General features: G+C 52.2%; 23 protein-coding genes. 3 read left to right on the top strand and 20 right to left on the bottom strand.

All coding sequences use genetic code 11. The features are described from left to right. Positions 1-11: 11 nt before the first annotated feature. From fliR to fliF, 13 genes are all read right to left on the bottom strand, one after another. Complete coding sequence (fliR, locus tag E0D98_RS06850; RefSeq protein WP_000942322.1) at positions 12-797, bottom strand: flagellar biosynthetic protein FliR; 786 nt, start codon at positions 795-797, stop codon at positions 12-14. Between the two features lie 7 nt (positions 798-804). Beyond that, the gene (gene fliQ / locus E0D98_RS06855) at positions 805-1074 is read right to left on the bottom strand and encodes a flagellar biosynthesis protein FliQ (protein ID WP_000187358.1); all 270 of its coding nucleotides are present in this window, start codon (positions 1072-1074) and stop codon (positions 805-807) included. A gap of 9 nt (positions 1075-1083) precedes the next feature. Beyond that, positions 1084-1821 carry a flagellar type III secretion system pore protein FliP gene (fliP, locus tag E0D98_RS06860; protein WP_131890564.1) on the bottom strand — a complete coding sequence of 246 codons (738 nt, stop codon included), beginning with the start codon at positions 1819-1821 and terminating at the stop codon, positions 1084-1086. Continuing rightward, the gene (gene fliO, locus E0D98_RS06865; RefSeq protein WP_001367068.1) at positions 1821-2186 is read right to left on the bottom strand and encodes a flagellar biosynthetic protein FliO; all 366 of its coding nucleotides are present in this window, start codon (positions 2184-2186) and stop codon (positions 1821-1823) included. Before fliO ends, fliP begins: the two co-directional genes overlap by 1 nt. A 2-nt stretch (positions 2187-2188) precedes the next feature. Further along, positions 2189-2602 (bottom strand): flagellar motor switch protein FliN, encoded by a 414-nt coding sequence (gene fliN, locus E0D98_RS06870; RefSeq protein WP_001282098.1) that lies wholly within the window; start codon positions 2600-2602, stop codon positions 2189-2191. Next, positions 2599-3603 (bottom strand): flagellar motor switch protein FliM, encoded by a 1005-nt coding sequence (gene fliM / locus E0D98_RS06875; protein WP_001295641.1) that lies wholly within the window; start codon positions 3601-3603, stop codon positions 2599-2601. Before fliM ends, fliN begins: the two co-directional genes overlap by 4 nt. A 4-nt stretch (positions 3604-3607) precedes the next feature. After that, the gene (gene fliL / locus E0D98_RS06880; protein ID WP_000133115.1) at positions 3608-4072 is read right to left on the bottom strand and encodes a flagellar basal body-associated protein FliL; all 465 of its coding nucleotides are present in this window, start codon (positions 4070-4072) and stop codon (positions 3608-3610) included. Between the two features lie 104 nt (positions 4073-4176). Beyond that, positions 4177-5304, bottom strand: coding sequence for a flagellar hook-length control protein FliK (locus E0D98_RS06885; RefSeq protein WP_000620077.1), 1128 nt, complete (start codon positions 5302-5304; stop codon positions 4177-4179). Beyond that, positions 5301-5744: a flagellar export protein FliJ gene (fliJ, locus tag E0D98_RS06890; RefSeq protein WP_000807584.1), complete on the bottom strand. Its 444-nt coding sequence runs from the start codon at positions 5742-5744 to the stop codon at positions 5301-5303. The genes E0D98_RS06885 and fliJ overlap by 4 nt, the downstream gene beginning before the upstream one ends. Positions 5745-5762: 18 nt before the next feature. After that, positions 5763-7136: a flagellar protein export ATPase FliI gene (fliI, locus tag E0D98_RS06895; RefSeq protein ID WP_000213320.1), complete on the bottom strand. Its 1374-nt coding sequence runs from the start codon at positions 7134-7136 to the stop codon at positions 5763-5765. Continuing rightward, on the bottom strand, positions 7136-7822 hold the full coding sequence (gene fliH, locus E0D98_RS06900; protein WP_050877032.1) for a flagellar assembly protein FliH: 687 nt from the start codon (positions 7820-7822) through the stop codon (positions 7136-7138). The genes fliI and fliH overlap by 1 nt, the downstream gene beginning before the upstream one ends. After that, positions 7815-8810 carry a flagellar motor switch protein FliG gene (gene fliG / locus E0D98_RS06905; protein WP_000067950.1) on the bottom strand — a complete coding sequence of 332 codons (996 nt, stop codon included), beginning with the start codon at positions 8808-8810 and terminating at the stop codon, positions 7815-7817. Before fliG ends, fliH begins: the two co-directional genes overlap by 8 nt. Next, entirely contained in the window at positions 8803-10461 is a 1659-nt protein-coding gene (gene fliF, locus E0D98_RS06910) for a flagellar basal-body MS-ring/collar protein FliF (protein ID WP_000994435.1), read from the bottom strand. Before fliF ends, fliG begins: the two co-directional genes overlap by 8 nt. 214 nt (positions 10462-10675) lie before the next feature. On the opposite strand from fliF, the gene fliE reads away from it, so the two are divergent. Beyond that, on the top strand, positions 10676-10990 hold the full coding sequence (gene fliE, locus E0D98_RS06915) for a flagellar hook-basal body complex protein FliE (RefSeq protein ID WP_001274295.1): 315 nt from the start codon (positions 10676-10678) through the stop codon (positions 10988-10990). Positions 10991-11383: 393 nt separating this feature from the next. Here fliE and E0D98_RS06925 read toward each other — a convergent pair whose 3' ends face one another. The 3 genes from E0D98_RS06925 to yedE form a co-directional block, all read right to left on the bottom strand. Next, positions 11384-12052: an SOS response-associated peptidase gene (locus E0D98_RS06925; protein WP_000334587.1), complete on the bottom strand. Its 669-nt coding sequence runs from the start codon at positions 12050-12052 to the stop codon at positions 11384-11386. 108 nt (positions 12053-12160) lie between these two features. Continuing rightward, entirely contained in the window at positions 12161-12394 is a 234-nt protein-coding gene (gene yedF / locus E0D98_RS06930; RefSeq protein WP_000790504.1) for a sulfurtransferase-like selenium metabolism protein YedF, read from the bottom strand. Then, entirely contained in the window at positions 12391-13596 is a 1206-nt protein-coding gene (yedE, locus tag E0D98_RS06935) for a selenium metabolism membrane protein YedE/FdhT (RefSeq protein ID WP_000118912.1), read from the bottom strand. The genes yedF and yedE overlap by 4 nt, the downstream gene beginning before the upstream one ends. 186 nt (positions 13597-13782) lie before the next feature. On the opposite strand from yedE, the gene yedD reads away from it, so the two are divergent. Further along, the gene (yedD, locus tag E0D98_RS06940; RefSeq protein ID WP_001350519.1) at positions 13783-14196 is read left to right on the top strand and encodes a lipoprotein YedD; all 414 of its coding nucleotides are present in this window, start codon (positions 13783-13785) and stop codon (positions 14194-14196) included. A 33-nt stretch (positions 14197-14229) separates the two neighbouring features. On the opposite strand, the gene amyA is transcribed toward yedD, so the two are convergent. The 4 genes from amyA to fliD form a co-directional block, all read right to left on the bottom strand. Beyond that, positions 14230-15717 carry an alpha-amylase gene (gene amyA, locus E0D98_RS06945; RefSeq protein WP_001245717.1) on the bottom strand — a complete coding sequence of 496 codons (1488 nt, stop codon included), beginning with the start codon at positions 15715-15717 and terminating at the stop codon, positions 14230-14232. A gap of 77 nt (positions 15718-15794) precedes the next feature. Beyond that, entirely contained in the window at positions 15795-16160 is a 366-nt protein-coding gene (gene fliT, locus E0D98_RS06950; protein WP_001015033.1) for a flagella biosynthesis regulatory protein FliT, read from the bottom strand. Continuing rightward, a complete protein-coding gene (gene fliS / locus E0D98_RS06955; protein ID WP_000270663.1) occupies positions 16160-16570 on the bottom strand; it encodes a flagellar export chaperone FliS in 411 nt (136 codons plus the stop codon). The genes fliT and fliS overlap by 1 nt, the downstream gene beginning before the upstream one ends. 15 nt (positions 16571-16585) lie before the next feature. Continuing rightward, positions 16586-18001, bottom strand: coding sequence for a flagellar filament capping protein FliD (gene fliD / locus E0D98_RS06960; RefSeq protein WP_000146819.1), 1416 nt, complete (start codon positions 17999-18001; stop codon positions 16586-16588). Positions 18002-18246: 245 nt separating this feature from the next. Between fliD and E0D98_RS06965 the strand changes: the two genes are divergently transcribed. Next, positions 18247-19578 carry a FliC/FljB family flagellin gene (locus tag E0D98_RS06965; RefSeq protein WP_000079774.1) on the top strand — a complete coding sequence of 444 codons (1332 nt, stop codon included), beginning with the start codon at positions 18247-18249 and terminating at the stop codon, positions 19576-19578. Positions 19579-19677 lie beyond the last annotated feature (99 nt).

Genomic DNA, 19677 nt, shown 5'->3' on the forward strand with positions numbered 1-19677 from the left:
ACGTTACGGAATTATATTAATGGCAATTCACTAATAATATCAGCCAGCAAATTAAAAATTTCACTGAATAAATGTTCGCAAAAAGGCGCAATTAACGGCATTAATGCCGCCATTAAAGAGATACCGACAGTCAGAGTTAATGGAAATCCAATAACAAAAATGGATAATTGCGGGGCCATACGATTAAGTAAACCTAATGCCAGATTCAGTGTCAGCAGCAGAGTAATGAGCGGTAACGCCAGCATCAGCCCGTTAAGGAAAATCAAACTCCCTGCTTTGGTGAGTGCCAGAAACGCATTGCTGTTCAACGGTTCGCCACCAATCGGCAGGGTGTGAAAGGTATCGACCAGCAGTGAAATCAACCATAAATGACCGTTAAATGTCAGGAACAGCAGTAACGCCAGCATATCCATGATACGCGCTAAAACGGGCATATTAAGATGGCTGGCCGGATCGACAAATGTCGCAAATGACAGCCCCATTTGCAGACCGATAATTTCGCCAGCGGTTCGCACAGCGGCAAAGGCAAATTGCATGGTAAAACCAAGCGCAATGCCGATCAGGATCTGCTGCACGGCCAGCCACAGAGCAAAGAACGAAAAAACAGGAACATCGTTGGCAGGTAATGATGGGGCAATGGCGAACGTGATCATCATTGCCAGACCCAGTTTTACCCGTTTCGGTACGCTGCGTTCGCTCAGAATCGGCGCGGTGGAGATCAGCGTCAGCACGCGCAGTAACGGCCAGAAGTACAGGTTTAACCAGGATAGCCATTGTTCGCTTGTCACCTGCAACATAGTACGGCTACCCGATGATATACGGCAGGTTAGTGAACAAGGTGCGGACGTAATCCAGCAACAGATTGAGCATCCACGGTCCGGCAATAATAATGGCGATAAATACGGCGATGATTTTCGGAATAAACGACAGCGTCATTTCGTTAATCTGCGTGGCGGCCTGCAAAATACTGATGATAAGGCCCGTGACCAACGCTACCAACAATAGCGGGGCAGCCAGTGCCAGCGCGACTTTCATCGCTTCAGTCCCCATCATCATGACCGATTCAGGTGTCATTTTGCCTCTCTAGCTGTAAAAGCTCTGCGCCAGCGAACCGACCAGCAATTGCCAGCCATCCACCAGTACAAACAGCATCAGTTTAAAGGGCAGAGCAATGGTGGCTGGGGGAACCATCATCATCCCCAATGCTATCAACACGCTGGCTATCACCAGGTCGATAATCAAAAAAGGGATGAAAATCGTGAAGCCTATCTGAAATGCGGTTTTCAACTCGCTGGTCACGTAGGCCGGGAGCAAAATGCGCATCGGCACGGCTTCAGGTCCCTGCAACGGGCCGGTATTCGCCAGTCTGGCAAACAACCCTAAATCTGCCTCACGGGTCTGACGCAGCATAAACTCACGCAGCGGCTGCGCCCCTTTTTCCAGCGCCTCCTGCATTGATATTTTCTCTTCGCTGAATGGCTGGTATGCATCGACATAAATTTTGTCGATCACCGGTGACATAATAAAAAAGGTCAAAAACAGTGCCAGCCCCAGCAATACCTGGTTAGGTGGCGCGGAGGGTGTTCCCAGCGCGTTACGCAATAAACCAAAAACAATGATGATGCGGGTGAAACTGGTCATCATCAGTAAAATTGCCGGAATAAACGTCAACGAGGTGATGAACACCAGCGTCTGCACCGGGAGCGACCAGCTTTGTCCACCGCCAGGCAGCGGCTGGCTGGTGATACCCGGCAGTTGCGCGAAGGCGAGGGGCGTAATCAGCCAGAGAAGGACAGGTGCGACAGACAATAAACGACGCATCAGGATCTCCCGCTACGCTTAAGCAAATTTTTCATGACCGACTGAAAATCGGTCTGCGGTATCTCTTCCGTTGGTGCAGAAGGGGGAAGTTTATGCAGCAGATTGATTTGCCCTGCGGTAACGCCGAGCACCAGCCGTGCATCTTCCACATCGACCACCACAACCCGTTCACGCGCGCCCAGTGAAGCACTGGCGCTAATTTTCAGACCGTTAACGCCAGTGCGTTTAGGAGCAAATCCCAACCGTTTTATCAGCCAGGCAGCAGCGAGGATCAGGGCAATAATGGCGATGAGTGCGCCGCTCACCTGCAGCAGTGGCGCAGTAGAAACCGGCGCGGAAGATTGCACAGTAGCGTGGTTATTCATCACTAACGGCTCAGGCGGCGCATTCGCTCAGACGGAGTAATGATATCGGTGATCCGCACGCCATATTTATCGGCAACGACCACCACTTCGCCCTGGGCGATTAAATAACCGTTGATCAGAATATCCAGTGGTTCGCCCGCCAGACCGTCCAGCGCCACGACGGACCCTTGCGTCAGACGCAACAGTTCTTTGATGGTCATCCGCGTACGGCCCAGTTCGACGGTCAGCTTGACCGGAATATCCATAATCAGGTCGATATCCTGCAACGTTCCGCTGACATCACCACCGCCAAATTGCTGGAACACCGCGTCGGCAGCGCTTTTGCTACTGGTTGATTTTTGTTCGCTCAACGCTTCAGCCCACAGATCGTCCATTGCGCCGTTGTTGTCATCGGCCGGATTATTCATGTCACTCATTTGGGCTGTTCCTCGTTCAGAGAATTTAAAATCGGGTTAATCAAATGTTCTATCCGTAACGCATACTGACCGTTGAGAGTGCCGTACTGACTGGTCAGCACCGGGACGCCGTCAACATGGGCGATGATGCGGTCGGGTTTTTCTATCGGCAGGACGTCACCGGGTTTCAGTTTTAAAATCTGCGACAGGCGTAGCGAGATATCGGCAAAGTTGGCGACCAACTCCAGCTGTGAATGCTGCACCTGGCGCACCAGGTTATCGCGCCAGTTCTGATCTTCATTACGCGAGTTTTCCAGCGGTGGGTTAACCAACAATTCCCGTAGCGGCTCGATCATGCTGAATGGCAGGCAGATATTAAATTCGCCGGTCAGGTTGCCAATCTCCACATGGAACGGCGTGTTAACCACAATGTCGTTCGGCGAGGTGGTGATATTGGTAAATTTCACCTGCATTTCCGAACGCACGTACTCAACTTCCAGCGGATTAATCGCCTTCCAGGCGTCGCTATAGCCTTCAAGCGCCAGTTTCAACATGCGGTTGATGACGCGCTGTTCGGTATGGGTAAACTCGCGACCTTCCACTTTGGTCGGGAAGCGTCCATCGCCGCCAAACAGGTTATCCACGGCGATAAACACCAGACTCGGCGAGAACACCACCAGCCCTGTGCCGCGCAGCGGTTTCAGATGGATAAGGTTCAGGTTGGTCGGCACCGGCAGGTTGCGGGCAAATTCATGGTACGGCTGAATGCGGATGGCCCCGACGGTAATATCCGGGCTACGGCGCAGCAGGTTGAACAGCCCCATACGAAAATGGCGAGCAAAGCGCTCATTAATGATTTCCAGCGCCTGCAAACGTTCGCGCACAACCCGTCGTTGGGTATTCGGATCGTACGGACGAATGTCACTTTCGCCGCTAACACTGGCTGTCGGTTCGTCTTTGACTTCGCTGTCGCCATTCAACAGCGCATCAATTTCAGCTTGAGAAAGAATACTATCGCCCATGTCGTTATCGCAGAATAAAAGCGGTATACAGCACGTCGGTGACATCCTGTTTCGGTTGCCCGGCAACAAGCGGGGTGGAAAGTGTGGTTTTAATCTCGGCAATCAGGTTTTTCTTGCCTTCTTCTGTCGCCAGTACGGCAGCATCCTGACGCGAAAACAGTAACAGCAAACGGCTACGGACTTCCGGCAAATACTCACTCAGCCGCGAGCGGGTAGCTTCATCTTTCAGGCGCAGGGTTATGCCGATATAAAGCACGCGATCCGCATCGCCCAGATTGACCGTGAAGGTATCCAGCGCATAGAAGACCGGTGTGGGCACGACGCGTTGCTGCGCTTTGTCGTCAGCGGCAACCTGATGCGAATGCCAGTAGCTGTAACCTGCGCTGGCACAGGCCGCGAGGGTAATGAATACCAGAATCGGGATCCAAAGCGATCGCTTGCTTTTCTTGCTTATCGCGTAATCAGTCATGTGTTGCGGTCTTCCTGTGTCGCTACTGCTTATCGGCTAATTATCCTGCGTCTTGAGCGCAACAAAGCGGGGAAAAGACGCGGATTACGGTGCTACCTCTGACGTTAGGCGAAAATATCAACGCCGCTGTTGCCTGTTACACGCCCTTGTAAAGAGACGGGAACCGGAAGCGTATCGTCGTCTTCCCCCGCCAGAGGTTCATGGTTTACTGTGCGTTGGCTTTGCTGTTGTTGGGAAGCGGCCTGCTGCTGACCACTAAAGCTTTCGCCACTGATGTTGCTTTGCCCTAACTGAATGCCACTTTCGGCCAGCTGCGTACGCAGTACCGGCAGCGCTGCTTCCAGGGCGGCGCGTACATGCTGATGCGGTGAAACCATCTGGATTTGCGCCTGGTTATCATCCACTTTGAGGGAGATTTGCACTTCACCTAAATCCTGCGGGTGCAGACGCAACTCTGCACTTTGTTGCCCCTGGCGGGTGAACAGCGAAATATGCTGGCTTAATGATTGTTGCCATTCGTGAGAACCCAGCGGTGCACTCAAAACAGGCGCGGCGACGGTGGGCAGTGGCTGTGTCTGGTGTGGAGTGATTAGCGGGCTGGCGGCAGCGGTCACCGGTGAAGGTGTGCTGATGACTTCCGCTTTACTCTGGGCTTCTGCTACCAGCGGTGTTAATGGCTGAGCTGGTGTGCCGGGGGCATCATCAGGCTGTGCTGTTGTGAGTTGCGCAGAAGTCAGTTTTGTGAAGAGCGTTGGTTTCTCTGCCGGTAACACGGTTGACGGCACATCAGTCACTTTGGGCGTATTGTCAACACCCGGCAACATCGCAAAAAGGGCGCTCAGGCTTGCGGTGACGTCTTCATTCAGATCATCCGCTTTTTCGTCTTTTGTCGTATTTTTGTCAGCCACCGCAGCCAACGCCATCGTCTGAGCGGTGGTTAACGGTGTTGATGTGGATTGTTCGTCGTTGATGACAGGCGGTGTTTCATCCACAGGGATCAGTAAATTAGCTTGTTGCGCGTCGGAAACAATATCGCTGATCAGCGGCTCGCCTTTTGTCGTGGGCTTATCTGTTGCCACCAGCAACTGGGGGGCCGCTTTGTCGGTAGTTGTCTCGCCTGCTAATGCTTCGCTCAACAACGCGAGAAAATCTTGTGCAGCATCGCTGGCTTTGCCGCCAGGCAATGTGGTGGTGTCAACGTCGGCGGTAATCAAGGGCGCTAAGCGAATCATTCAGGTTTCCTCATGGCGGCGCGCTGGGCGAACTCATCCATCTTTTTCTGATCGAGGCGGTTTTCTGCAAGCAGTGCCGCCGTGGATTGCCGTTCCTGCAGTGTCTGCCAGGCCTGCAAACGTTGTTTCTTTTCTCGCCAGCTGTTCAGGGCAATGTCAACTTTCTGCGTCCACTGATTAAGTTGCTGGCGATGCTGAGTAATGGCTTTTTCCAGCGTCTGGATAAACTGCTGATAGTTGATCCAGCGGTTGCTGGTCATCCCGGCACTCATATCGCTGTTGAGGTTATTGCGATATTCATTCTGATAATCGATCAGCATTTTGAGCTGTTCTTCCGCCTGCTGACACCCGCGACGCATTTCACCCAGCAGGCGCGCGGCATCCTCTACCTCTTTTTCTGCCAGATCTTTCAGGGTCGCCAGCGCGCCATGTTCTGCCATCTGCCGTTATCTCCTGGGTTATGACACTGTCGGGAAAATACGCTCCAGCCCCTGGAGAGACGCTTCCCAGTCCGCGCGTTCAAAAATGCCTTGTTGTAAATAGCCCTCCAGCTGCGGCCACAGGGCGATGGCTTTATCGAGCATCGGATCGCTGCCTTTGGCATACGCGCCGACGCTAACCAGATCGCGGTTACGCTGAAAACTCGACAACAGCTGTTTAAAGGTGCGCACTCGCGCGTAATGTTGCTCACTGATCAACGCCGTCATTGCGCGGCTGATCGACGCTTCAATATCGATAGCCGGATAGTGCCCGGCTTCCGCCAGTCGGCGAGACAGCACAATGTGACCGTCGAGGATCGCCCGCGCGGAGTCGGCAATGGGGTCCTGCTGGTCATCGCCTTCAGTGAGCACGGTATAAAACGCGGTAATCGAGCCGCCGCCGCTAATGCCATTTCCGGCACGCTCGACCAGTGCCGGTAATTTGGCAAACACCGACGGTGGATAACCTTTGGTGGCGGGTGGTTCGCCAATCGCCAGCGCAATTTCACGCTGGGCCATCGCGTAGCGGGTGAGGGAGTCCATAATCAGCAACACATGCTGACCACGATCGCGAAAATCTTCGGCAATGCGCGTGGCATAGGCGGCACCTTGCATTCGCAGGAGCGGAGACACATCCGCCGGAGCGGCAATCACCACTGATCGTGCACGCCCTTCGGCACCGAGGATATTCTCAATAAAATCTTTTACTTCGCGCCCACGTTCACCAATCAAACCCACGACAATGACATCGGCGCGGGTGTAACGGGCCATCATCCCCAGCAGCACACTTTTACCGACACCAGAACCAGCAAACAGACCCATACGCTGCCCGCGCCCAACGGTAAGCAGGGCATTGATTGGGCGCACGCCGGTGTCCAGCACATGTTCAATCGGTGTACGTTGCAATGGGTTAAATGGTGGGGTAATCAGCGCACCGGTTTCCGTCGTATCGGGGGAGGGCAGGCCATCGAGCGGTTTACCGCTGCCGTCCAGAACGCGACCTAATAACGCCGGACCGAGCGGCAACTGCTTGCCGCTTTGCAGCCCTTCTGTCGAAATGTTTTTGGCATAAACACGCGCGCCGGGCAGGACACCTTCCACTTCCTCCAGCGGCATTAAAAACAGCCGTTGACCGTTAAAGCCAACGACTTCGCTTTCTACTTCGTGCGTTTCGCTGCCGTTCTGGCGCTCAATGACACAGGTTGCGCCGAGCGGCAATTGTAATCCGGTGGCTTCCAGCACCAGCCCGGTAGCGCGAGTTAATCGCCCGTAGCGACGTACCGCAGGCAACTGCGTCATTTTGGCTTCAAAGTTATCCAGCGTGGTTAGCCAGCGAGTCAGGCGCGTGGTCATTACACCACTCCTGGTGCTGCCAGACGGCAGAGTTCTTGCCAGCGAGTGGCGACACTGGCGTCGAGATCGCCTTCATCGGCGGAGACTTTGCAACCGCCAGGATGGAGGGTGGGATCGCCCCGCAAGCGCCAGCCATGCAAACTTAAGGTTGCGCCGAGCATATCATCCACACGTTGCAGGTCATCCGGATGCACGCGCAGCTGTGGTTTACCGCTGAATAACGGTTCTTGCTGCAACAGCTGTTGGATCTGTTTGATCAGTGCCGAGTTATCCACCGTTGGCGTCTGACCGATCACCTGACGTGCCGCCTCCAGCGCCATCTGCATCAGGCGCGAAGCAATCACACTATCAAGCGCATCAAGGGTAGTTTGAAATTCGCTGACCAGTTGCTGCATCCGGGCATGAATTGGCGCTTGTTGAGACTTCGCCTCTGCCAGACCTTGTTCCAGCCCCTGGGCCAGTCCTTCCTGATAGCCCTGCTTATGACCTTGCTGGCGACCTTCGGCAATCCCCGCCTGATAACCTTGCTCGTGGGCCTGCATTTGCAGTTGCGCCAGTTGCTGCTCAAGGCTGGGTTCGGCCTCTTCAATGATGGTTTCTTCCGGCTCAACTATTGGCACAAACTCTGCCTGTGGTGGCGCGAGATCGTCCGGCGTCCAGGTTTTCCAGGGCAGATTATTAGACATAGGTATCCTCGCCGCTGCCAATTACCATCTCGCCAGTTTCGGCAAGGCGGCGCACAATCAGCAGAATCGCTTTCTGTTCGTTTTCCACCTGCGACAGACGCACCGGACCACGGTTGGCGAGATCGTCGCGCAGAATATCGGCGGCACGTTGCGACATATTGCGCAGGAATTTCTCGCGCAGTGGCTGCTCGGCCCCTTTCAGCGCGATCAACAGCGATTCGGAATCCACTTCCTGCAACAGACGCTGGATGCTGCGATCGTCGACATCCACCAGATTCTCGAACAGGAACATCTCGTCGATGATTTTCTGCGCCAGCTCGCCGTCGAATTCACGCACGGCGGTAATAACGGCTTCTTCCTGCTGAGTTTTCATCAGGTTGATAATTTCGGCTGCCGTTCTCACGCCGCCCATTTTGCTGCGCTTGAGATTCTGACCGTCGAGCAAGCCATTCAGTACTTCGGTCAGCTCCGCCAGCGCGGCTGGCTGCACGCCGCCAAAGGTGGCGATACGCAACATCACGTCGTGGCGCAGACGTTCATCGAACAACGCCAGAATATCGGCGGCCTGGGCGCGCTTCAGATGCACCAGAATGGTGGCGATAATTTGCGGATGCTCATCGCGAATCAGATCGGCGGCGCTCTGCGGCTCCATAAAGTTGAGCGTTTCAATACCGCTGGCGGTATCGCGAGTTTCGAGAATATCTTCCAGCAGGCTGGCGGCACGTTCCTCACCCAGAGCTTTGACCAATACCGAACGCAGATAATCGTTGGCGTTGATATTCAGTGCGGCAAACTGTTCAGCTTCTTGCTCAAACTCTGCCAGCACATCGGTTAGCTGCTTGTTGGAGATCTGCGTGACGTTCGCCATTGCAGCGCTCAGGGTTTGCACTTCGCGCTGGGAGAGGTGCTTGAACACCTCTGCCGCCCGGTCTTCGCCAATGGTCATCAGCAGGATGACGCTTTTATCTGTGCCTGTCAGGTTACTCATGATCGTTATTTATCCACTGGCGAATGACCAGCGCCACCACGCGCGGATCGTTATCAGACATTTCACGGATACGCTGGCTCATGACTTCTGCACCCAGCCGTTGGTTAGCGCGCCGTTGTTGTAGTTGTTCGTCTTTGCTCAGGCGGACTTCCACCGCATCTTCCACTTCCTCGCGGGCCTGCGCCTGTTGCTGTACAGCTTTCATCGCCTCAGCGCGACGTGTTAGCTGCGGACGTACCGCTTTCCGCCACAGCAGCCACGCCACCAGCAGTACCAGCAACCAGCGACCGGCAGCAAGTAACTGATCGATAAACGCTTGCTGTTGCCAGAATGGCAGTTCTCCGCCGCTTTCGTCACTGCTATTGAACGGCGAGTTAACGACATTGAGCGAATCACCGCGTTTTTCAGAAAAGCCCATCGCCTCGCGGGTCAGATCTTCAATTTGCTTCATCTGTTCGTTGCTGAGAGGCAACGGTTTGCCATCTGGCAAGGTTTTGTAATTCACCACAACCGCGACTGACAGACGTTGCACATCGCCCACGTTCATTTTGGTATGACGAATGGTGCGATCGACTTCGTAGTTACTGGTTTCATTCCGCTGTGTGCTACGCGGCCCACTATTGCTGGTGGTGCTCGCCTGCTGCTGGCGGTTATTTTGATTTGCCGGAGGCGTGCTGATTGGCGCGTTATTCGCAGGTGCCGGTTGATTCGACAACGCCCCCGGTACGCCGCCCGGATAACCGGAACCGCTTTGCTCGCTCTCATTAAGCTGGCGTGAACGAAGCGCCGCCTGAGATTCATCACCATTAGGGCGATACTGTTCTTCCGTTTGTTCTTTACTGGCGAAGTCCAGCTGCGCCGTAACCTGGGCGTGAATATTACCGTTGCCGACAATAGGCGACAGGATCGCTTCAATACGCCGCTGAATACGGCCTTCGACATCGCTGGCATATTTCAACTGAGCGTCATTAAGATCGCGCCCGCTGGTGTTGGACTGGGTTAACAGATGTCCGCCCTGATCCACCAGCGTGACGTTCCCCGGCGGCAGACCAGCCACCGCGCTGGAAACCAGATGCACAATGGCGCTAATTTGCCCTTCATCGAGTGCGCGGCCGGGTAACAGATTTACCGTCACCGATGCAGAAGGGGATTTTTGTTCACGGACGAATAAAGACGGTTTCGGCATTGCCAGATGTACGCGCGCCCCTTTTACCGGGCCGATAGTTTCGATGGTACGAGAAAGCTCGCCTTCCAGCGCCCGCTGATAATTCACCTGTTCGCTGAACTGGCTGATACCAAACTTTTCCTGATCGAGCAGTTCGAAACCGACCGCGCCGCCTTTGGGCAAACCTTGTTGCGCCAGGCGCAGACGCAGCTCGTGAACTTTATCTGCCGGAACTTCAATAGCGCCGCTGGCTTCGCTGAAGCGGTAAGGAATATTCATTTGCGTCAGTTGGCTGACAATTGCGCCACCATCCTGATCGGAAAGATTGCTGAATAATGTGCGGTAGTCGGGGGCTTTCGCCCACAGGATCAGTGCGACCATGACCGCCACTGCCGCGGAACCGGCAACAATCAATGGAATTTTCGGATTCGCACGCAGGCGATTAAGCCACTCAAGAGATTTTGTCTGGGCTGCAGTCGCATTCATCGCGCACCTCGTGGCTGATTATGGACGGCGTTATTGGCAAAGTGGAACAAGACTCACTCCCGGGTCAGCAAACTCGAAAAATTGACGCTGCCATTATTTGTGCTTTCGTTTTTTTCTATCCGCCAATAAACCCGTTTTTTTGTTGCTATTTAGCGCCTTTGTCTTATTGACTTACTGGTAGGCTTTGCTACCAGAAATTATCCAGGAGACGAAAATGTCAGCGATACAGGGGATTGAAGGGGTTATCAGCCAGTTACAGGCTACGGCGATGAGTGCGCGTGCGCAGGATTCACTGCCGCAACCGACCATTAGTTTTGCCGGGCAGCTGCACGCCGCGCTCGATCGCATTAGCGATACACAAACAGCTGCCCGCACGCAGGCAGAAAAATTCACCCTCGGTGAACCCGGCGTGGCGTTAAACGATGTGATGACCGATATGCAAAAAGCCTCAGTTTCTATGCAAATGGGGATTCAGGTGCGTAATAAGCTGGTGGCGGCGTATCAGGAAGTGATGTCCATGCAGGTGTAGGTTTTGTAACCTGTTGTTAATTACTTCCAATCTCACCGCTTGGGGCATGGATGGGGCAAACTCACTCAATTTCTGGTTTAAAATGGATACCTGATCCTGAAAGTTTTCTGCCATCCACGATCCGTAAACGCGATAACCCCTCTGAACATCAGAGTGTCTCTTTTAACACTCATCACCACGTCGGATGTTGCTACGACCGCAGACGCAACAGTAACGTTTGAATAATTTAATCTTTGTTGATGTTTTTATTCATATTCCGGGCTAGGGAAATAATCAGGCGTAATTGTGTCACTGGAATAGAGGTTTCTTGTGGCGCATGTGGAAGGAGCGTCTACTTTGTCTAATAGAGATTTCTTATGACGCAGTATTATTGATCAATAGTCTCCTGGCTTATCAAACCGGTTGAATTAACTCCGCACCCTGGTTTCTAACATTACCCACCGCGCGCGATACCGGGTGCCAGGAGAACTGGTTTGCTGGAACACAGCCACTGGCCGCGATTTCTGAGGCTTCTTTACCGCTAATCTCTTGCCGCATCCATTCCCGCGCAGCTTCTGGCGACAGTACCAGTGGGCGGCGGTCATGAATATCTACCAGACCTTGATCTGCCGCAGCTGTGACGATCAAAAATCCTTCGGCTTCGTCACCACGCTCAAATGGTGTGCTACCTATCGCGGCCATAAAAATAGGTTGTCCATCAGCACGATAGATAAAATAAGGCTGCTTTTTGTCGCCTTCTTTTTTCCACTCAAACCAGCCATCGGCAAAACAGATTGCCCGACCATGTTGCCAGAGCGGTTTAAACATACGACTGGTTGCCGCAGTTTCTACGCGGGCGTTAATCAGCGGCGGTTTATCCCACCATCCGGGAGCATATCCCCAGAAAACCGGATCCAGATGAAGGTGTTCATCACGTTCACTGAGCAGTAGGACTTTGGTTCCCGGCGCGACGTTGTATCTGCCAATGGGTTCGGGATCATAGGGAATATCGCGTTCAATATCTTCCGCGAGAAGCGCAAGGTAATCTTCACGCGTTTGGGATTGGGCAAAGCGTCCACACATAGAAACCTCCTGAGATCATACTGAAAAGAATAGGAGAGGGGGTGGGTAAAATCTATGTGATACAAAGGTAACGATGTTCCCGCTGTGGGTCACAGCGGGAATGAGGGATTACTTCTGAATTAAATAACGAATGGTCGGCCCGTCTTGCTGAATATCCAGCACCGTATAGCCGTGATTACGCGCATCCAGTGGAATATTATTGATCGACTGCGGACAGTCGCTCACCACTTCCAGGATTTCCCCTTTTTTTAACTGCGGCATCGCCTCAAGGGTTGCGACTGCCGGATAAGGGCAGGGTTCACCCACCATATCAAGGCGGTAATCAGGAACGATATTTTTCATGCGATCTCCTTAGCAGTCTGCGGTGCCGCACGGCGGAAGAAGCGTTTTTCCCAGCCGATAATCAACATCAGCGCAGCAAACAACAGCAAATATGTCACCAGCAGGCCACCCACCGGACCAAAGGTTTTCAGCAGGTTGATTTTGTCCCAGTCGGTGGCCAGCGCCGGAGCGAAATCATCCCAGTAATACGCCAGAATCGTTGAGCCGATCACATTGCCCAGACCGACCCACCAGTAGTGCACCTGGCCTTCTACCGCGCGGTACATCCAGCCGGTTTCGCAGCCGCCAGCCAGCACGATGCCAAAACCAAACAGTAAACCACCAATTACCGCGTTTGGTCCCGCCCACATGATTTTGGGTTCAACGCCTAACTGTACGTAACTGAAGATCCCGATGGCACTCACCGCCATACCAATAATGATTGCTTTCGCCATATGGGTACGTCCGGTGATCCACATATCGCGGAACGCCGAAGTAAAGCAGATTTGCGCACGTTCAATCAGTAAACCAAAGCCGACGCCAAACAGCATTGCCAGCCCCAGTTTGGGTTGGTTCATCGCTGTGAGCAGCGCCCAGCCCAGCATGCCGAAAAAGACCACCATCCCGAGACGAAAACGACGCCGCGCCTGATCCGGTTTTTGCGTCAGCGGTGAGGCGGCAGAAACTTTCTGCATTTTCACGGGAATACGGAAGATGGGCAGCAGGGTAAAGCGCGCGCCAAACCATGAACCAATGGCAGTGGCGATGGCAAAGAACCAGGCATGCAGCGAGAACTGAGGAATACCGGTAAAGAACGCCGCCAGGTTACAGCCCATTGCCAGACGCGCGCCAAAACCGGCGATAATGCCGCCAATGATGGCCTGCATAATGCGGATACGGCTGCGCGGCATTCGCAGTTTGACATTGTTGGCCCACAGCGCTGCGGCAAAGCAGCCGCCAAACATACCGAGGATCATCATCCCGTCGATGCGGGTTAATGGCGATCCTTCCAGATGGATAATTTTAAAGTAACCCCACTCTTCAGCATGGACGCCGAACAGTTGCAGGAGCTGGCCGCCCCAACGGGTAAATTCACCCGTGACAGCCCAAAAGGTGCCAGTAATGCCAAAATAGTAAGTAGAGAGAATACCCGCCGCGATGACCGCAGGGATGGGGGCCCAGAATTTAATCAACCAGGCGTGTTTGAATTGCTGCCATGACATGAATGTAGCCTCTGAACTCAGAAGGTTTGAAACAAGAGTCGCGAATCATACACCATGCAAATTTATTTTCGGGGTAATAATTCACAAAAATAATAGTTAGATCAAATTTCTCTCTGAACCTTGAAAGGCTGGCGACATCAGGGCTTTAATGCCACAATCCTCTTTTCTTCTCATGCAGGACGAATGATGAAAAAACTCGCAATTGCAGGCGCGCTCTTGTTGCTGGCGGGCTGTGCCGAAGTCGAAAACTATAACAATGTCGTGAAAACCCCCGCGCCGGACTGGCTGGCGGGCTACTGGCAGACCAAAGGGCCGCAACGTGCGCTGGTCAGCCCGGAAGCGATAGGCAGCCTGATTGTCACTAAAGAGGGCGATACCCTGGATTGCCGTCAGTGGCAGCGGGTGATTGCCGTGCCGGGTAAGTTGACATTGATGTCTGATGATCTCACTAACGTTACCGTAAAACGTGAGCTGTACGAGGTTGAGCGTGACGGTAACACCATTGAGTACGATGGTATGACGATGGAGCGTGTGGATCGCCCGACAGCAGAGTGTGCCGCCGCGCTGGATAAAGCGCCGTTACCGACGCCACTGCCGTAATGAAATCTCCCCGGCTTGCTGCCGGGGATGAATTTAAATCACCTCTTCGATAACCCACACGCTAACGCTGCCGCCGTTGCAAAAGAAGGTCGCTTCGCCGTTTTCGTCGGTTACTACACTCTCTTGCCGGTTCCCAAGAAAATCACGCCAGGTTTTATTGCCGTAATTCTCTCCCAGATGAATGGTTTTTTCGCCATCATCCCCGTTCGACATGACCACCACGCAGCCGGGATATTCGTCAGTGCCACTGCGGCTAAAGGCAATGCAGTTCGGATGGTCGAAAAATAACGTCTGTACACCGTGGGCGAAACGCTGACGGGCGAGAATTAACTCATCAAGCTGTTCGATTATTGGCATATCTATCGGATAGGTTTGCCCGTCACCACCGACATCTTCGTAATGCGCACCGTAGAGGTCCGGATAGAATACCGAAGGAACGCCATTTTCCCGCAACAAAATTAAGGCATACGCCAGCAGTTTAAACCACGGTTCGACTGGCGCTTCGAGGGCTTGCAACGGTTGGGTGTCATGGTTGGCAACGAGGGTTACGGCGTGAAAAGGATCGGCTTCCACTAATGTACCCGTGAAAATCTGCGTCATGTCGTAGTCGCGCCCCATGCGCGATGCTTCATGGAATTTCATCTGCAGCGGCGCATCGAACAGCATGGTTTTGCCTTCCACCTGATCAATATACGTTTGCAGTTTATCGACTTCATGCGACCAGTACTCTGCCACAATAAACAGCGGCTTTGGCGCAACTTCCTGTACGTGTTCGATCCACTCTTTATAAAACCACGCCGGAATATGTTTGACCGCATCAAGACGAAAACCGTCGCATTGTGTTTGTTCCATCACCCAGCGCGCCCAGTATTTAATCTCTTCCGTCACGGCATGATTGCGGAAATCGATATTCTCACCCATCAGATAATCGAAATTACCTAATTCATCATCAACCTGATCGTTCCAGCCTTCGCCGGTGTAGTCGTTAACAATTTTAAATATGCCATCTTCATCAGGGTTTTCGATATGGTCGATACCGCTAAAACATTTGAAATCCCAGATAAACTGTGAGTATTGCCCGGCACGGGCGGGGAAGGTGTAACGCGTCCAGCCTTCGCACTCAATGATTTCTTCATCAATTTGCGTACGGTCGTCAGCATTTACACGCTGCACGCGAATAGCTTCTTTTTCATCCGCGCCCATTTTGTGGTTGACTACCACGTCCAACAGCACCGCAATGTCATTACGTTTCAGGGCGTCAATGGCGGCCAGCAGTTGTACTTTATCGCCATATTTAGTAGGGATGCTGCCTTTCTGATCAAACTCACCTAAATCAAATAAATCATAGGAGTCGTAGCCGACCGAATACCCGCCCGATGCGCCTTTATAGGCGGGCGGCAACCAGACCATATTGATACCAATATCATTAAAACCGTCGGCGCGCTCGGCCAGTTCAGGCCAGAGCTTACCGCCTTCCGGGTAATACCAGTGAAAACATTGTAACAGCGTGGGATTACGCATTCTTCGACTCCATTCAAGGGGAACATTAGAAGCGTAGCCGTAATCGGATTATTCGCGAGCCATCGACTCATTCAGATTCAAAAGAGGTTATCCTGCGGAGCCAGCACAAAGCCGCCCTGATCGCCATAGGCACTTAACACCGATTTTTGCACCGATGACTGACCGACCAGTTTCGCCAGTTCATCCATCCGAATCTGTAATAACTGCTTTACCTTGCTTTCGTTGTCGAGAATCAGGCGCAGCATCGGGCGGAGCTGCTCCTGCATCGTGGTGGACGGGTCAACCTCTTCAGTCAAATGTGCAATCTCCTGCACCGCATTAACATACGCCATTTCGCTGGCGATGAGTTCGTCCCATTGTTCTTCCGTTGCCAGGCGTAACATGAGCTGGCTTTTTTCGACGAGTTGTTGCCAGGCGAAATATAAATGCGGTGCATGGTTCATCAGACTGGGTCCTGAATCAAAGAAGGGGAGAGTAACGACTCTTTCCAGGCATCGGCAATATTACGCATTAATGCTTCCACTTCTTCGACTGCGGAGACATCGTTGCGTAAATTGGCTTGCAGCAAGCGCCTGACCATATAGCTATAAAGAGCAATCAAGTTTTGGGTTAATTCGTCTTTGCTCTCTTCATCAAGACTCACCCGCAGTCCGTTCTCAATGATGTTGATCGCTTTTGACAAAGAGACGCCTTTGCCTTGCTGATTGTTGTCCTGCATAAACAGGCGCGCTCTAACCAGTGCGCTCAGCACTCCATCAAATAGCATGGTGACCAGCTGCTGCTGGCTGGCGCTCATTACGGCGCTTTCGACGCCAATTTGTGCATAGGCCTGGGTGCCTTTTGCCGCGTACATAGTTTCTCCTGAAGATTATTTCGAGTTGCTATTTGAGGTGTCGAACTGCTGTGTCAGATAGCTACTGGTGGAGTTAAGCGAGTTCATTAACACATCTAATTGGGTGAACTGGGCTTTATAGCGCGTCATTAAGGTATCGATACGCTCACTGGCTGCGTTGTACTGGTCGGTCAAATTATTCAGCGTTTTGCTGACGCCATCTTTTGCGGCCTGGATTATCCCGGTGGAAGAGAGCCAACTGGTCAGGTTGCTACTAATGCCGGTAGTTACCCCTGTACTTTTACCGTCACCTATAAACATTTCACCGATGCCAGCGGCATCTTTTTTTAGTGCCGTTTGCAGTTTGTCGGTCGCGATTTCCAGCTTGCCGGTACTGGCATCGCTGGTAATGCCAATCTGTGCCAGCGTTTTATAGTTTGAACTGCTGTGAGTATTGGCGAGCAAGGTTTTAAGCTGAGTCTGGATGGTACGCAGTGTGGAGTCACCAAGTAATGCTCCATTACTGGAGTCCTGACTTTCTGCTCCGGCATCGACAGCGGTGTATTTGGTTAAGCTACTGAATGTATCCTGCAATGTGTTATAGGCATCCACCCATGCTTTGACTGCATTTTCAGCTTTGGATGTGTCTTTACTGATGGTCAGTGTCTGATTACCGGTGGTGACGTCATTCAGGTTGAGTGTGATATCTTCCAGCGCGTCGCTGATAGTGTTACTGCTGTTTTCAATCTCAACGTTATTGACTGTCAGTTTGGCGTTTTGCGCGGTGACGCTTTCAATCATGCCATTGCTGCTATCACCCGACGTTCCGTTGTAACCCATAAAACTTTCCAGGGCGCTGTCGCCGCTGACGCTAAGTTTCATAGCGTTATCGTTGCCCGTATCGTTAGCGGTGATGGACAGACGATATTCGCCGTTTCCCACATTGATGATACTGGCGCTGACACCAGCTTTGGCGTTGTTAATGGCATCGCGAATGCCGGAAAGTGACGAGTTAGCCGCGCTGATATCAATCGTGACCGGATCTTTACCGCCGCCTTGCTGGATAGTCAGTACGCTATCGCTGGTGGCGATGGCAGCTTTACTGTCTTTTTGACTAATTTTTGTGGTCAGCGTTTGTGCCTGCGCCAGTTGGCTAACGCTAATGGTGTATTTCCCGGCAATCGCGCTGCCCGTGGTGGTGGCGCTGAAAGCCGATGAACTGCTGGTGGTTGAAGTGGCGGCAAATAAATCGGCTTTATTCAGTGCTGTGTTGGCTGTCTGGAAACTCTCTAGTGCACTTTTCAGCGTCCCGTAGGCGCTCAGTTTCGCGGTGTAAGAGCTTTGCTGTTTTGATATCGGCGTCAGGGTAGATTTTTCTGCCGCCTCCAGACTGTCAAGGATGCTGCTTAAGTCCAGCCCCGACCCAACCCCAAGCGTTGAAATACTAGCCATATAAATTCCTTAATCATGCGACGTATAGAACGAATACCGGGGTTATCGGCGTAAGCGGGGCAAAGTTTACGATTTATTTTTTGGCTTAATGACACGAACAGCAACGAGGAAGGGGAGTATTTCGACCGCTAGAAAAAAATTCTAAAGGTTGTGAGTGACCAGACGATAACAGGGTTGACGGCGACGAAGCCGAAGGGTGGAAGCCCAATACTTAAACCGTAGACTTGAAAACAGGAAAATGAATCATGGCACAAGTCATTAATACCAACAGCCTCTCGCTGATCACTCAGAACAACATCAACAAAAACCAGTCTGCGCTGTCGACTTCTATCGAGCGCCTCTCTTCTGGTCTGCGCATTAACAGCGCTAAAGATGACGCTGCGGGCCAGGCGATTGCTAACCGCTTCACTTCTAACATCAAAGGTCTGACTCAGGCCGCACGTAACGCCAACGACGGTATCTCTCTGGCGCAGACCACTGAAGGCGCACTGTCTGAAATCAACAACAACCTGCAGCGTGTTCGTGAATTGACCGTTCAGGCCACTACCGGTACTAACTCTGATTCTGACCTGTCTTCAATACAGGACGAAATCAAATCCCGTCTCGATGAAATTGACCGCGTATCCGGTCAGACTCAGTTCAACGGCGTTAATGTTCTTTCCAAAGATGGTTCAATGAAAATTCAGGTTGGTGCGAATGATGGTCAAACTATCTCCATCGATCTGAAGAAAATTGATTCTTCAACTTTGGGGCTGAATGGCTTCTCAGTTTCTAAAAACTCTCTTAATGTCAGCAATGCTATCACATCTATCCCGCAAGCCGCTGGCAATGAACCTGTTGATGTTAACTTCGGTGATACTGATGAGTCTGCAGCAATCGCAGCCAAATTGGGGGTTTCCGATACGTCAAGCCTGTCGCTGCACAACATCCTTGATAAAGATGGTAAGGCAACAGCTGATTATGTTGTTCAGTCAGGTAAAGACTTCTATGCTGCTTCTGTTAATGCCGCTTCAGGTAAAGTAACCTTAAACACCATTGATGTTACTTATGATGATTATGCGAACGGTGTTGACGATGCCAAGCAAACAGGTCAGCTGATCAAAGTTTCAGCAGATAAAGACGGCACAGCTCAAGGTTTCGTCACACTTCAAGGCAAAAACTATTCTGCTGGTGATGCGGCAGACATTCTTAAGAATGGAGCAACAGCTCTTGAGTTAACTGATCTGAATTTAAGTGATGTTACTGATACTAATGGTAAGGTAACCACAACTGCGACTGAGCAATTTGAAGGTGCTTCAACTGAGGATCCGCTGGCGCTTCTGGATAAAGCTATTGCATCAGTCGACAAATTCCGGTCTTCTCTAGGTGCCGTGCAGAACCGTCTCGATTCCGCTATCACCAACCTGAACAACACCACCACCAACCTGTCTGAAGCGCAGTCCCGCATTCAGGACGCCGACTATGCGACCGAAGTGTCCAACATGTCGAAAGCGCAGATCATCCAGCAGGCAGGTAACTCCGTGCTGTCCAAAGCTAACCAGGTACCGCAGCAGGTTCTGTCTCTGCTGCAGGGTTAATCGTCGTAACCTGATTAACTGAGACTGACGGCAACGCCAAATTGCCTGATGCGCTGCGCTTATCAGGCCTACAAGGTGAATTGCAATTTATTGAATTTG

Origin of the sequence: Escherichia sp. KCJ4928 (assembly GCF_004352695.1) — a bacterium.
In the GTDB taxonomy this organism is placed as follows: domain Bacteria; phylum Pseudomonadota; class Gammaproteobacteria; order Enterobacterales; family Enterobacteriaceae; genus ECMA0423.

What these genes read in the sequence shown, in the direction of transcription:
- fliR (WP_000942322.1), bottom strand. Translation starts at nt 797, where the DNA reads ATGTTGCAGGTGACAAGCGAACAATGGCTATCCTGGTTAAACCTGTAC.
- fliQ (WP_000187358.1), bottom strand. Translation starts at nt 1,074, where the DNA reads ATGACACCTGAATCGGTCATGATGATGGGGACTGAAGCGATGAAAGTC.
- fliP (WP_131890564.1), bottom strand. Translation starts at nt 1,821, where the DNA reads ATGCGTCGTTTATTGTCTGTCGCACCTGTCCTTCTCTGGCTGATTACG.
- fliO (WP_001367068.1), bottom strand. Translation starts at nt 2,186, where the DNA reads ATGAATAACCACGCTACTGTGCAATCTTCCGCGCCGGTTTCTACTGCG.
- fliN (WP_001282098.1), bottom strand. Translation starts at nt 2,602, where the DNA reads ATGAGTGACATGAATAATCCGGCCGATGACAACAACGGCGCAATGGAC.
- fliM (WP_001295641.1), bottom strand. Translation starts at nt 3,603, where the DNA reads ATGGGCGATAGTATTCTTTCTCAAGCTGAAATTGATGCGCTGTTGAAT.
- fliL (WP_000133115.1), bottom strand. Translation starts at nt 4,072, where the DNA reads ATGACTGATTACGCGATAAGCAAGAAAAGCAAGCGATCGCTTTGGATC.
- E0D98_RS06885 (WP_000620077.1), bottom strand. Translation starts at nt 5,304, where the DNA reads ATGATTCGCTTAGCGCCCTTGATTACCGCCGACGTTGACACCACCACA.
- fliJ (WP_000807584.1), bottom strand. Translation starts at nt 5,744, where the DNA reads ATGGCAGAACATGGCGCGCTGGCGACCCTGAAAGATCTGGCAGAAAAA.
- fliI (WP_000213320.1), bottom strand. Translation starts at nt 7,136, where the DNA reads ATGACCACGCGCCTGACTCGCTGGCTAACCACGCTGGATAACTTTGAA.
- fliH (WP_050877032.1), bottom strand. Translation starts at nt 7,822, where the DNA reads ATGTCTAATAATCTGCCCTGGAAAACCTGGACGCCGGACGATCTCGCG.
- fliG (WP_000067950.1), bottom strand. Translation starts at nt 8,810, where the DNA reads ATGAGTAACCTGACAGGCACAGATAAAAGCGTCATCCTGCTGATGACC.
- fliF (WP_000994435.1), bottom strand. Translation starts at nt 10,461, where the DNA reads ATGAATGCGACTGCAGCCCAGACAAAATCTCTTGAGTGGCTTAATCGC.
- fliE (WP_001274295.1), top strand. Translation starts at nt 10,676, where the DNA reads ATGTCAGCGATACAGGGGATTGAAGGGGTTATCAGCCAGTTACAGGCT.
- E0D98_RS06925 (WP_000334587.1), bottom strand. Translation starts at nt 12,052, where the DNA reads ATGTGTGGACGCTTTGCCCAATCCCAAACGCGTGAAGATTACCTTGCG.
- yedF (WP_000790504.1), bottom strand. Translation starts at nt 12,394, where the DNA reads ATGAAAAATATCGTTCCTGATTACCGCCTTGATATGGTGGGTGAACCC.
- yedE (WP_000118912.1), bottom strand. Translation starts at nt 13,596, where the DNA reads ATGTCATGGCAGCAATTCAAACACGCCTGGTTGATTAAATTCTGGGCC.
- yedD (WP_001350519.1), top strand. Translation starts at nt 13,783, where the DNA reads ATGAAAAAACTCGCAATTGCAGGCGCGCTCTTGTTGCTGGCGGGCTGT.
- amyA (WP_001245717.1), bottom strand. Translation starts at nt 15,717, where the DNA reads ATGCGTAATCCCACGCTGTTACAATGTTTTCACTGGTATTACCCGGAA.
- fliT (WP_001015033.1), bottom strand. Translation starts at nt 16,160, where the DNA reads ATGAACCATGCACCGCATTTATATTTCGCCTGGCAACAACTCGTCGAA.
- fliS (WP_000270663.1), bottom strand. Translation starts at nt 16,570, where the DNA reads ATGTACGCGGCAAAAGGCACCCAGGCCTATGCACAAATTGGCGTCGAA.
- fliD (WP_000146819.1), bottom strand. Translation starts at nt 18,001, where the DNA reads ATGGCTAGTATTTCAACGCTTGGGGTTGGGTCGGGGCTGGACTTAAGC.
- E0D98_RS06965 (WP_000079774.1), top strand. Translation starts at nt 18,247, where the DNA reads ATGGCACAAGTCATTAATACCAACAGCCTCTCGCTGATCACTCAGAAC.